At 65.7% G+C, this 13,196-nt stretch carries 7 protein-coding genes; 5 read left to right on the top strand and 2 right to left on the bottom strand.

Translation table 11 applies throughout. The annotated features are described in order from the left end of the window. Positions 1-45 precede the first annotated feature (45 nt). Positions 46-1,815 carry a VRR-NUC domain-containing protein gene (locus VSR82_RS28550; protein WP_429455562.1) on the top strand — a complete coding sequence of 590 codons (1,770 nt, stop codon included), beginning with the start codon at positions 46-48 and terminating at the stop codon, positions 1,813-1,815. Further along, entirely contained in the window at positions 1,812-4,073 is a 2,262-nt protein-coding gene (locus tag VSR82_RS28545) for an ATP-dependent DNA helicase (protein WP_429455561.1), read from the top strand. Before VSR82_RS28550 ends, VSR82_RS28545 begins: the two co-directional genes overlap by 4 nt. Before the next feature lie 51 nt (positions 4,074-4,124). On the opposite strand, the gene VSR82_RS28540 is transcribed toward VSR82_RS28545, so the two are convergent. Both VSR82_RS28540 and VSR82_RS28535 read right to left on the bottom strand, forming a co-directional pair. Further along, positions 4,125-6,761 (bottom strand): mechanosensitive ion channel domain-containing protein, encoded by a 2,637-nt coding sequence (locus VSR82_RS28540; protein WP_429455560.1) that lies wholly within the window; start codon positions 6,759-6,761, stop codon positions 4,125-4,127. A 406-nt stretch (positions 6,762-7,167) separates the two neighbouring features. Beyond that, complete coding sequence (locus VSR82_RS28535) at positions 7,168-8,607, bottom strand: sigma 54-interacting transcriptional regulator (protein WP_429455559.1); 1,440 nt, start codon at positions 8,605-8,607, stop codon at positions 7,168-7,170. 1,326 nt (positions 8,608-9,933) lie between these two features. On the opposite strand from VSR82_RS28535, the gene VSR82_RS28530 reads away from it, so the two are divergent. The 3 genes from VSR82_RS28530 to VSR82_RS28520 all read left to right on the top strand — a co-directional run bounded on the left by VSR82_RS28530 (position 9,934) and on the right by VSR82_RS28520 (position 13,195). Continuing rightward, a complete protein-coding gene (locus tag VSR82_RS28530) occupies positions 9,934-10,203 on the top strand; it encodes a hypothetical protein (RefSeq protein ID WP_410849320.1) in 270 nt (89 codons plus the stop codon). Positions 10,204-10,386: 183 nt separating this feature from the next. Further along, positions 10,387-11,589 (top strand): CpaE/TadZ family protein, encoded by a 1,203-nt coding sequence (locus tag VSR82_RS28525; protein ID WP_498858266.1) that lies wholly within the window; start codon positions 10,387-10,389, stop codon positions 11,587-11,589. A 166-nt stretch (positions 11,590-11,755) separates the two neighbouring features. Continuing rightward, on the top strand, positions 11,756-13,195 hold the full coding sequence (locus VSR82_RS28520) for a nicotinate phosphoribosyltransferase (protein ID WP_429455557.1): 1,440 nt from the start codon (positions 11,756-11,758) through the stop codon (positions 13,193-13,195). Position 13,196 lies beyond the last annotated feature (1 nt).

Below are 13,196 nucleotides of genomic sequence, written 5' to 3'. Positions count from 1 at the left end.
TTTGCTATCATCACTGTATAAACATACAGGTCCTGCACAAAGTCCGTGGCAACCGATGCTCGCTCAGAGATCCGCTCTGACGCCCCTTACTACCTGCTGAATTTCGAGCGCGCGCTGGCGTGGCTCGCCGCGCGTTACGACGACCTGCTCGACGACGAAGAGCACGCTTTTCTGAGCACTTTCGCGACATTGCCGCAGGCCTCGCGTGCGTTGCTGGTGCGCATGCTGATGCGCAAGGGCATGCTGTTTCGCGCGAGCCGCCTTGTTTATGAGGAAATCGGCTGCCCGTTGCAGGCGGCGATGCCGATGACGGTGCATCGCTGGATCGACATCGAACCGGCTCTGTCACTCGACGATCTGTTTGCCCTCAGTACACGTGCGCAATTGCTGGAGATGTTCGCGGACGCGATCGCGCGAATTCCCGGCGCAAAGGCATTGCGCAAACCGGATCTGCTCGAAACGCTGCGCGCGTTTTACGAAACTGAAAGCGGCGACGCGCAAGCATGCCCATCACGTCCGCTTGCCGCGTGGCACGGCGCTACAACGGACCGGGTGCTGCACGTCGCTATCGCGCCGTTGTGCGATCGCTTGCGGCTAATGTTCTTCGGCAATCTATATCAGGACTGGTCGGAGTTCGTGCTCGCCGATCTTGGCGTGTTCCAGTACGAGAAGGTCGCGTTCGGACCGTCGTCGCGGGCGTTCCAGCAACGCGCGGACATCGACGTCTATCTCGCGCTGCACGCGTGCCGCGAAGCGCTCGAATGGCTGCCGGTCGACACCGGCGCCGCCACGCTTGAAGAACTGATCACGACCGTCCGCTCGATCGATACCGCGAATCCGTGGCTTGAAACGCGTCGCGCGAAACTGCTGTTCCGGATCGGCCAGGATTGCGAGCGGCGCGAGCAGTGGGACACCGCACTCGAGGTGTACGGCGCATGCGCGTGGCCGGGTGCGCGTCATCGACGCATGCGCGTGTTCGAGCGCAGCGAGCGTTACGGCGAAGCGCTCGCACTGGCCTTGCAGGCCGATGCCGCGCCCGAGAGCGAAGAGGAGGCGCAGCGTGTCGCCCGGATGTTGCCGCGCTTGCGGCGCAAATGCGGCGTGCCCGTGCCGCGCGCGGCGGCGGCACGGCCTGTAGAGCGCGGCACGCTGGTGCTGCTGAAGCCTGACACGCCGGTGCCCGTCGAATACGTGGTGCGCGATCATCTGAGCAGCGACGCCGCGCCGGTGCACTATGTCGAGAACGCGCTGATCAACTCGCTGTTCGGCCTGCTGTGCTGGGAACCGGTGTTCGCGGCGCTGCCCGGCGCGTTTTTTCATCCATTCCAGCGCGAACCGGCCGATCTGCACGCGCCCGATTTTCACGCGCGCCGCGCCACCCAGTTCGCGGCGTGCTTCGCGCAACTCGATAGCGGCGTCTATCGCGAGACGATTTTGCGGCATCTGCATCAGAAGACCGGTATGCAGTCGCCGTTCGTATTCTGGGGACTGTTGACGCCCGAACTCGTCGCGCTCGCGCTCGACTGTCTGCCCGCCGCGCATCTGAAGCTATGGTTCGAGCGGCTGCTGCGCGACATTCGCGGCAATCGTTCCGGCTTGCCCGACCTGATCCGGTTCTGGCCGGCCGAGCGTCGCTATGAATTGATCGAGGTGAAAGGCCCCGGCGATCGTCTGCAGGACAACCAGATCCGCTGGCTCGCGTACTGCGTGCAGCACGGCATGCCGGTGCGCGTCGTCGACGTGCGCTGGGCCGGGCAAGAGGCACAGGGCGAAGCGGACGTCGCGACGCGAGCCGCGGCGGAGCGCGTCGTATGAGCTATGTGGTGGCTGTCCGCGCGATGTGCGAATTCACCGCGCGGCGCGGCGATCTCGACCTGCGCTTCACGCCCGCGCCGACTTCGCTCGAAGGCATTGCCGGTCATCAGATGGTCGCCGGCCGTCGCGCGAGCGGCTACGAAACCGAACTCACGCTGACGGGCACGCATCGCAGTCTGACCGTGCGTGGCCGCGCGGACGGCTACGATCCAATCGCGAACCGGCTCGAAGAAGTGAAGACCTATCGCGGCGATCTCGCGCGCATGCCTGCCAATCATCGGGTGCTGCACTGGGCGCAGGCGCTCGTCTATGGGCATCTGCTGTGCCGGGCGCGCGGGCTCGGCGAGCTGACGGTCGCGCTGGTGTACTTCGATATCGGCAGTCAGAAGGAAACCGTGCTGACGCAGCAGCACAGCGCGCGCGAACTCGAAATCTTCTTCGTCGACCAGTGCGAACGATTTCTCGATTGGGCCGTGCAGGAAGACGCGCATCGCGCTGCGCGCAATGCGGCGCTCGTCAAGGTGCAGTTTCCGTATGGGCAGTTTCGCCGTGGGCAGCGCGAGCTCGCGGTGGCCGTGTATCGTGCGGCGCGCGACGGCAAGCCGTTGATGGCGCAGGCGCCGACCGGCATCGGCAAAACGCTGGCGACGATTTTTCCGTTGCTGAGAGCCTGCGGCGAAGACCGGCTCGATCGCGTGTTCTTTCTGACCGCGAAGACGCCGGGCCGTGCGCTTGCGCTCGATGCGATCGACTCGCTGCACCAGAGCGCGCCGCTGCCGCTCAGAACGCTCGAACTCGTCGCGCGCGACAAAGCCTGCGAGCATCCGGACAAAGCCTGCAACGGCGAGTCATGTCCGCTCGCGCGCGGCTTTTACGATCGTCTCGATGCGGCGCGCGCCGCCGCGCTGGCGACGCCGCGGCTCGATCGCGCGGCGGTGCGCGAGGCCGCGCTCGCGCACGACGTCTGTCCGTATTATCTGGCGCAGGAGCTCGCGCGCTGGGCCGATGTGATCGTCGGCGACTACAACTACTACTACGACGCGAGCGCGATGCTGCATGCGCTCACGCAGATCAACCAGTGGCGCGTCGGCGTGCTGGTCGATGAAGCGCATAACCTGCTCGAACGCGCGCGGCGCATGTATACCGCGTCGCTCGATCAAGGCGCGTTCCGGCTCGCGCGCAACAGCGCGCCGGCAGCGCTGAAGAAGCCGCTCGAACGCTTGCAGCGCGAGTGGAATGCGCTCAAGCGCGCGCAGACGGCGAGCTACCAGCTGTATGCGGAGATACCCGGCAAATTGTTGTCCGCCGCGCAGAATCTGATTGGCGCAGTGACCGATCAGCTCGCCGACGCGCCGTTGTCGATCGACGAACACGCGCTGCGCTTTTTCTTCGATGCGATGCACTTCGTCGCGCTCGCCGAGCAGTTCGGCGAGCACTCGATGTTCGATGTGACATTGAGCGCCGACCGTTACGCGCCGCGCGACAAAACCAGTGCGACGCTATGCGTGCGCAACGTGATTCCCGCGCCGTTTCTCGCACCGCGCTATGCGGCCGCACGTACCACGGTGATGTTCTCCGGCACGCTGAATCCGCAGCATTTCTATCGGGACACGCTTGGGCTCGCCGACGACACGCAATGGCTCGACGTCGAAGGTCCGTTTCGCGCGGAGCAGTTGCAGGTGCACGTGGCCGCTCATGTATCGACGCGCTGGCGTGACCGCGAGCGATCGCTCGCGCCGATCGTCGAGCTGATCGCGAAGCAGTACGACACGCAGCCCGGCAATTATCTCGGGTTCCTGAGCAGTTTCGATTATCTGCAACGCGTAGTCGCGCTGCTGCGCGAGCGGCATCCCGGTTTGCCGGTGTGGACGCAGGAGCCCGGCATGGACGAAGCCGCGCGCGATGCGTTTCTCGCGCGCTTCAGGACGATGAATCAGGGAATCGGCTTCGCGGTGCTCGGCGGCGCGTTTTCGGAAGGTGTCGATCTCACCGGACAGCAACTGATCGGCGCGTTCGTCGCGACGCTCGGTCTGCCGCAGGTCAACGACGTCAACGAGCAGATGCGCCGCGCGCTCGATGCGCGCTTCGGCAATGGCTACGACTACACGTACCTGTACCCGGGATTGCAGAAAGTCGTGCAGGCGGCGGGGCGCGTGATCCGCACCGAACAGGATCGCGGCGTCGTGCATCTGATCGACGACCGCTTTCGCAGGCCGGAAGTGCGGCGCCTGCTGCCGCGCTGGTGGCAGGTTCGCTAGCGCTGCGCCGCGCTAGCGAACCGTTACGCGCTCGAGGCGCGACGCGTCACGTCATGCGTGCGGCGAGGTCGAGCCAGGGTTGGCGGGTGTACCGGGTCCACCGGCCGGGCTCGGATCGACTGGGATCTGATCGTCGAGCGGCGCGTCGCCCTTGTGCGGAGTGTGGTCGCCGCCATCAGGCTGTCCAACGTGGTGGATGCGCGGCACGCCCGCATCGACCTTGGCCTTGCTCGCCGGGTCCCACGTGAGCAGATGACGCTGCGGATTCGCGATCTCGATGCCGAGCTCGCTGAAGCGTTCGAGGATGCGCCGGTTGAACTCGCGTTGCACGCCCCAGCGCGACGTATCGCGGCATTGCATCTGGCCGGCCAGCGTGATCGCCGAACCGTCGACCGCATCGACACCCCAGAACGAGAAGTCCGCGAGGATGCCGTCCTTGAACTTGTCATCCGCGCGCAGCGATGCGCCGATTTCCTTCAGCGTGTCGATCGCGCGCTCGACGTCCTGGCCGAACACGATATTCACGCGCACCGCCGCGTTGCCGATGCCGCGATTCGTGTTGTTCACGGTCGACACCGAACTGAACGGCACCGTAAACAGCGAGCCGTCGCTGCCGCGCAGGCGCACGGTGCGAATCGACAGATATTCGACGGTGCCCGACACGCCCGCAAGCGTGACCCAGTCGCCGACCTGCATCGCGTTTTCCATCAGCAGGAAGATGCCGGTGATGAAATCCTGCACCAGCTTCTGCGAGCCGAAGCCGAGCGCGACGCCGAAGATGCTCGCGCCCGCGAGCAGCGGCCCGATGTTTACACCGAGTTCGCTCAGCCCCGTCAGCACGACGACGAGCGCGATCACGCAGAACAGCGCGCTACGCAGCATCGGCATCAGCGTGCGCAGGCGCGCGGCGCGCACCAGATCGCCGCTGCTCGTCCAGTTGTCGAGGCGGCGTTCGGCCGACACGTTGACCACCTCCCACACCACCAGCGCGATGATCGCGGCCACGGCAATCGTCGCGAGCGCCGAGGCGAGGCGGTGGCCGATCGTGCCGCTGCGGAACAGATCGACGACGTCGACGCCCCACGCCTGCAAGAGCACGAACGCGGTGACGACGCCGATGACCCAGCTGATCACGCGCCGCAGCGCCGGATAGTAACGGTACGCGTGCTGATGCACGAGCGAGCGCGACGCTTCGTCCTGCACGTGGAAGATGCGCGCGAGCGCACCGAAGATCACGATCGACACGACCCGCGCGCCGATCAGTATCGCGAGCGTCATGCCGCCGATATTCACGAGCGCGTGATAGCCGTTCCGTACGTCGAAGGCCCACACGAACCACAGGCCCATCACGATGACCACGGCAACCCAGGCCCACGCGTCCGCGAGCGCGTTGCCCAACATCTGCAACGACTCGTGCGCGGTGAAGCGATCGCGGATCCGGCTGGCGACCGGCTTTGCACAGCGCAGCACGAGGATCGAGATCATCACGTGACCGACCAGCGCGACCACTTTCAGCAGCGCGAGATGCGCGGCGTCGTTCATGCCGAGCGCCTGCGCGACTTCGGCTAGCGCGACGCCGGCGCCCACCACGCTGACGATCCGCACGATCCAGCCGAGGATGAACGCGGCCCACGCATCGCCCATGCGCAGCAGCCGCAGACGCGGCGCGCTCGGCTGCAGAAAGAACGCGCCGACGATCACGACGCAGCGGCACACCACATAGACGTCGATCAGCGAATCGAGCGCGCGGTCCTGCGGCGTGCCGTTGTCGGTGATGATCGAAATCACCGCGCTTGCGGCGGCGACGAATACCACCAGCGGGATCAGGCGAACCAGCGTAATGAGCAACGCGCGCGGCAGACGTTGCAGCAGCGTCCAGTGGTGCGTCGCGTTGCGCTTGCCTTCGGCTTCGATCGCGCGGCCTTTCTCGGATGGCGTCGCGTACGGCGCGGCGGGGCCCGTGGCGACCGCTTGCGCCTCTGCCTCGAGCACCGGCGGCACCGACGACATCGCGGGCAGCGGCGGCGTGTTCGTCGGCGTATGACCGGCCGGCGCGGCGCCGGCGGCACGCGTGGACGGCGGCGCGCTGTCGTTGTCATCCTGCTGCGCGGCTTCGCGGCGCGCAGCGATCGCCCGGTAGATGCGCCGCAGCAGCCGGCGCGTCAGCCATTCGAGCAACAGTGCGGGAATCAGCGCGGCGAGCAGCGACGACAGCACCTTGAACAGCACCACGCGCGCGTGCGGGTTGGCGAACTGCCAGTTCCACCAGGCGCGCACCGACGCGACATCGAGCAGCGCGGCGACCGAGCCGCGCAGCGAGGTCGCGAGATAGCTCGCGTAATGCGCGCCCTGACGCGCGATCTGCGACGCGAGGCCATTGCTTTTGAACGCGGCCGGCACGAGCGACGCTGCGCCGCTGGCGGCGGCCGGTGCCGACGCCGCTGCCGGCGCGGAAGCGGGCGGCGCGCTCAATGCGCCAGCCGCGGCGATCGCCTGCAGCGTATCGGCGACCTGCGCGCGGCGCTTGGGGTCGTTCAGGACGGAGAGCGCGTCGCGGGCCTGCTGAGGTGTCAGCGTGACGGCGGCGGAAGCGGACGTGGGATGGGCGGGCTCAGGCGCGGCGGCAAACACGGGCGCCGCGCCGGCGACCAGAAAAATGAAAAAACAGATACGGAGAAATTTTTGCATGGGGTGTAGAGCGGGATGAAGCCAGGGCGGACGATTGTGCTGGAACGTAGGGCGGTTTCAGCGGGGCGACCCCGGACGGACACGGGCTCGGGCGCCGAAGTTCCTGCGGCGGAGGCCCGCCGGACGGGCGAAAGGGCCGCGAGGGCGGCGCTCGCCGGATGGGGCGTTGAGCCGATAGCATAGCCGATGATCGCCGGCAGGCCTGGCGAAGTCAGCAGAAAGCCTGCCCGGAAGGCCCCGTGGGCGGGGCGGCGCAACGGGCGAGGGGCCGCTTGCCGGGTGGCAATGCTGGCGGTGGCGCGAGGACGCGCTGGATGATTGCGCTAGCTGTAAGCAGAGCGCTTGTGAGTTTTCATTGATCAATCGCCGTCAGCATGCGCTGCTAAGCGTTCACTACAAAAAACGCTTAAATCCGCGCACATGCCACCGACGAGGACTGGCGCTCGGCTTCGTCGCCGGCATCGGGACCGCTGCTCGCGCCGCGCCCGGCTGGCTCCTGATGCAGCCGGTTCGCGTGCATCAGCCGGTACAGCGTCGCGCGCGAAATGCCGAGTTCGGCGGCCGCATCGGACAGCTTGTAGCCGTGTCGCAGCAGCGCGTTCTCGATTGCATCCTTTTCGGCCTTGCTGCGGATTTCCGCGAGCGTGACCGCGGGGCCGTTGTCGGCCTCGGGCAGGCCGAGGTCGCTCGCCGTGATGAAGCGGCCGTCGCTCATCACGACCGCGCGGCGCACGCAGTTGATCAGCTCGCGCACGTTGCCGGGCCAAGGATAGTTCGACATGGCGACGATCGCGTCGCTCGACAGCCCGCGCAGCTTGCGCGCACCGTCCTGCTTGTACATGCTGAGCGCGTAATTGGCGAGCAGCTTGATGTCGCCGCCGCGCTCGCGCAGCGGCGGTTCGATGAGGCGCAGCACACACAGCCGGTGATAGAGGTCGGAGCGGAAACGGCCATCTTCGACGGCGCGCTCCAGGTCGACGTGGGTGGCCGAGATCACGCGCACGTCGACGCTGATCGGACCGTTGCCGCCAAGCCGCTCGATCGTGCCTTCCTGCAGGAAGCGCAGCAGCACCGCCTGGCATTCGTGCGGCATGTCGCCGATTTCGTCGAGAAACAGCGTGCCTTCATGTGCGCTCTCGATGCGGCCGATCTTGCGTTGCAGCGCGCCGGTAAATGCGCCGCGCTCGTGGCCGAACAGTTCGGCCTGCAACAGGCTCGGCGGAATCGCCGCGCAATTGATCGCGACGAACGTGCGGCCCGCGCGCGGCGAGCGATCATGAATAGCGCGAGCGGTCAGCTCCTTGCCGGTGCCGGATTCGCCTGCGATGAACACGGGTGCGTCGGTCACGCCGCACTTGTCGATGCGCCGGTAGAGCTGCTGCATCGGCTCGCATTGACCGACCATGCCGTGACGGCCGACCGACGGCTCGGGCGCGACGCGCGGCTGACGCAGGTTCGACAGCCCATGCGCATGGCCGAGCGCGAACACGAGCCGCTCGTTGAGCCACGGCTGCGTGACGAAGTCGAAGCAGTAATCGAGGATGAAACGGCTGACCAGTTCGTTGTCGGCCTGGCCCGGCACGATCTGCGCGACCCAGTTGGTCTCGACGCGGCGCATGCACAGCGCGAACGCGGATAGCTGCTGGGACGTGCAATCTTCGGGCAGCTGAACGAGACCGACCTTGATGTTGCCGCGTTCGATCATGCGTTCGGCCACAGCCGTGCTTTTTGCGTGCACGGCTTGCCATCCCGACGCGGCCAGAAACTCGACGAGTTTCTGGTCGGGCGCGTTCGCCACGTACAGAACCGTGCGTTCCATCTCGGCCGGCGTGCAAGTCGTAGTCATGATTCCCCCCGTTCGATCCTCAGGACTGCTGTGCGGCGTTGTGAGATTCAGGCGGCCAGTTACTGCAGTCCGGCTGCGACGCATTCACGGCAGCAGCGATCACGAACAAGGGACACTGCAAGCGCGGCGCGAACCGGAACGCGCTGCATGGCGGACCGATTCATGCAATGGCGGCGACCTTGTCGTTCATTGCTGAAACTGCCCGGCGACTTTATCCCCGAATCGTGAAAACCACTTGAACCGTGGCTTGCCTCGTTGACCTGATACAAGCGCTCTGATTGGCGCATGGCCTAACGATAAGCGAAAGCGCCTGAAAGCGCCAGATAAAGAAACATGGATAAGCAATGCGTGTTGGTTTTCCGATTAACACGGATCACTAATGAATAAACGGTCAAGGCCGGATATGCGAGGAATCGCACATTGCATAGCAATTGCTCTGGTATTAAGGAGTGGCTATAACTGACGAGGCGTAAGCAGTCGTGTTTCACAGTTGCGACAGATTGGACAGCACGAGTCGACTGCGCTTTGCCGTGCCCGGCAGGACGCTTCTCCGGCCCTGCGGAACGGCGAAGCCACGTGTGGCCGGCCCCGCGGCCACCCTGCAGGCTGGCGAGACACAGCGGGGGGCGCGCTTTGCCGCCAGCGCGCGGCGAATTGGCGTGTCAGAAACGAATCAATGCCCGCTGCGCAAAAAAATCGGGCGGGCTCGCGGCGCGTCGAAAGCAAACCGATTTCCCCGCAGCGTGAAGCTTTGACGGGCGCCTTACCGATTGTTAAGCGGGTTGGCATAAGCGTTGCAATAAGGTCTGCACAGAAAAATGTTTGCAGCCAGGTCGACGGTACGGGGAAAACCGGATTAAAAAAGACCGGCGGTAAAAAGCTCACTCGCAGGCATGGTCGGGGAAGCCATCAAGTGTCTGCGGGAGCGCGGCGGGGCCTTATTAAATACGTGAGAAAAACGGTTGAGTGGCGGACCGGTGTGACGGCCATTCAAAACCGGACCACAAAAAGGGCATCGACTTCGCCGTTTTTCCTTTTCGACTTTTTGTCCTGACGACGCGAAAAGGATGGCGATAACGACAGGCAACGCGCTGGCAACGTTCGCGAGCGACGCGCCGCAAAGGGAAGGGGCAGCGCCGGATCAGGACCGGCCGGCGCGATGAAGCGGGGAGAGAGGCCATCGTCTCCACAGAGAGACGAATGTACGAGGTGAACCAGGGGCCGTGTCCGTGAGTTGGCACGGGCACGGCGACCTGGCCCGACGGCCGGGGCGCTGCAACGAAGCGGCGTCACCTGGCGCAAATCCGATCGACATCGGGGGCTGTCATGAAACCACAACTGATTCGAAGGCCGGCCGCTTCGGAGGGAACGGGGCGCACTTACCGGCGGTACGTCGCGGCGTCGCGCGCGCGCTTTTTCGCGCAGGCGGCGGGGGCGTCCGTTGATCTGCTGACGCTCGTCGTCGCCGAGGCGCTCGAGCGCCGCGCGCAGGCGGAGATCCGCCGGGGTGTGCTGCGCGACGCGCTGTACGAGAGGCCGGTGCGCGCTGAACGCAGCGCGGCGCATCGGCGCGACGACGATGAAAACGACGTTTGACGCCTGCTGCTCGATACCGGCTCGCGACGGCCGTACGGGAATTCGATAACACCGTTTGCCGGCTCATGGTTTTCACGGAGGAGCGCCGCGGTAAGGAGTTCGCGCCGAAGCCTGCGTCGTCAATCGTGAACAGACGACTTGAATAAAAACCGCGCATGACGCGCCAAGCGCCGCAGAGCTGCCATGATCGACATCTTCCTGATTGCCGCGAGCATTGAAAACGCGCAGCGCATCGTCATGCGGCTCGAACAGAGCGGCGTGCGTTATCGGCTGCACACCGCGTACGGTTCGGCCCGGCAACTGCCAATCCACGCGCGCATGCTCCGCACAGCCGACCTGCTGATCGTCGACGACGCCCATCTGAACGTCCGCGGACTTCGCGGCGTCGAGGAAGCGCTTGCCTGCGCGCCGACGCTCCATTGCATGCTGGTGACGCCGGCGCCGTCCAGCGCGCTGATCGGCGCGGCGCTGCGCATCGGCGTGCGGCAGGTGCTGTCGTGGCCGCTCGACGCGCAGGCCGTCGCCGATGCGCTCGCGCAGATCGAAGCGCGGCGTCGCGCGCCTCAGCGGCGTCGCGCGCGCGTGGTCACGCTGGCGTCGAGCAAGGGCGGCAGCGGCACCACGCTGATCGCGGTCAACCTCGCGTGCGCGCTCGCCGCGCAGCGTGAGCGGCGCGTGCTGCTGATCGACCTGAGCCAGCAATTCGCCGACGCGAGCCTGCTGATGGCAAATCGCCCGCCGCCGATGACGCTCGCCGATCTGTGCTCGCGCGATGAGCAACTCGACGCGGCGCTGTTCGACGCGTGCGCGATGCACGTGCGTCCGAACCTCGACCTGCTCGCCGGCGCCGGCGATCCGCTGAAGGCCGCCGAACTGCTGCCCGGCCAACTCGAGCGGATTCTGACGCTGGTGCGCCCGCGCTACGACGCGGTGCTGATCGACGTCGGCCCGAGCCTGAATCCGTTGACGATCCGCGCGCTCGCGCACAGCGACGCGATCTGCATGGTGGTGCGGCAGAACCCGCTGTACCTGCATGGCGCGCGCCGCATGCTCGATATCTTTCGCGAGCTGGGGCATCCGGCCAGCAAGGTGCGAGTCGTCGTCAATCAATACGACAAGGACGCGCAGATCAATCTGCCGATGCTCGAACGCACGCTCGGCGCGAGGGTCGCGCATCAACTGCCGCGCGACGATCAGCACGTCGACGACGCGCTGAGCCTCGGTGTGCCGCTCGTCGCGTGCGCGCGCGACAGCGGGCTTGCGCAAGGCATCGTCCTGCTCGCGAACATGCTGTGGCCGGCCGGTGCCGAGCGCCGCAAAAGCATGCTCGGCCGGCTGCTCGCGACGTGGCCGAATCTGCCGCCGCAATTGAAGCCGGGCATCTAGTCCGACGACGAGCGCTATCGCGCATACCGTAGTAAGGTGAGATACAGGGTCCTCCCCCGGCCTTTTTGAACAGGTAGAGCGGCGGCGTCAGAGTTTCGAAAGCCGCGAGCAGGCTCGCGCCGTCCGGTCATTCCAGCGAGAAAATCACGTGAGCGCAGCACCGTCCATGCAAAACGCGCAGGGTTTCAGCGACCTCGCGTCGATCCTGTCCAATCCGATTCTGAATACGGATTCGTACAAGGCATCGCACTTTCTGCAATATCCGCCCGATGCGACGGCAATGTTCTCGTATATCGAATCGCGCGGCGGACGTTACGAGCGCACGCTGTTTTTCGGCTTGCAGATGCTGCTGAAGGAATACCTGTGCCGGCCCGTCACCGGCGCGATGATCGACCAGGCGCGCGCGTTCTTCAGCGTGCACGGCGAGCCGTTCAACGAAGCGGGCTGGCGCTACGTCGTGCAGCAATACGGCGGCCATCTGCCGGTGCGGATTCGCGCGGTGCCCGAAGGCTCGGTCGTGCCGACGCACAACGTGCTGGTCACCGTCGAATGCGACGATCCCCACGTATTCTGGCTCGGGTCGTATCTGGAGACGATGCTGATGCGCGTGTGGTATCCGATCACGGTCGCGACGCAAAGCTGGCATCTGCGCCAGACGATCCGCGCAGCTCTGCTGAAAAGCAGCGACGATCTTTCGCAGTTGCCGTTCAAGCTGCACGATTTCGGTGCGCGTGGCGTGTCGAGCGCGGAGTCGGCGGCGATCGGCGGCGCGGCGCACCTCGTCAGCTTCATGGGCTCGGATACGGTGCTCGGGGTGGTTGCGGCGAATCACTACTACCACGACAGCATGGCCGCGTTCTCGGTGCCCGCGGCCGAGCACAGCACGATCACGGCGTGGGGCCGCGAGCGCGAAGTCGACGCGTATCGCAACATGATTGACCGCTTCGGCAAGCCGGGCGCGATCGTTTCGGTGGTGTCCGACTCTTACGACCTGTTCGCCGCGCTGAACGCATGGGGCGGCGAGCTGAAGCAGGCCGTGCTCGATTCCGGCGGCACGCTGGTGATTCGCCCGGACTCCGGCGATCCGTGCACGATCGTGCTGTACACGCTGCGCTCGCTCGAGGCGTCGTTCGGCTCGCAGACGAACAGCAAAGGGCGGCGCGTGCTCAACCACGTACGCGTGATCCAGGGTGACGAGGTGAACCCCGATTCGATCCCCGCGATTCTCGCCGCGATGGACGAGGCCGGCTTCGCCGCCGACAACATCGTGTTCGGCATGGGCGGCGCGCTGTTGCAGAAGATCAACCGCGATACGCAGCGCTTCGCGATGAAGTGCTCCGCGATCCGGCTCGGCGACACGTGGCACGATGTGTCGAAGGACCCGGTCACCGATCACGCCAAGCGCTCGAAGAAAGGCCGGCTCACTTTGCTGCGCCATCGCGCCAGCGGCGAGTACCGGACGGTCACGTTGCCGACCGTGTGGGACGAGCGCACGGTGGCGGGCGAGTGGGACGAAGTGCTCGAGACGGTGTTCGATACGGGCCGCTTGCTGGTCGATACGTCGTTGGCCGAGATTCGAGGCCGCGCGTATGCGGACGAAGTTTGAT

This window comes from Burkholderia sp. JPY481 (assembly GCF_038900515.1).
GTDB lineage: Bacteria > Pseudomonadota > Gammaproteobacteria > Burkholderiales > Burkholderiaceae > Paraburkholderia > Paraburkholderia youngii.
Note: the sequence above shows the minus strand (reverse complement) of the source record. Positions and strands in the feature narration are given on the sequence as shown.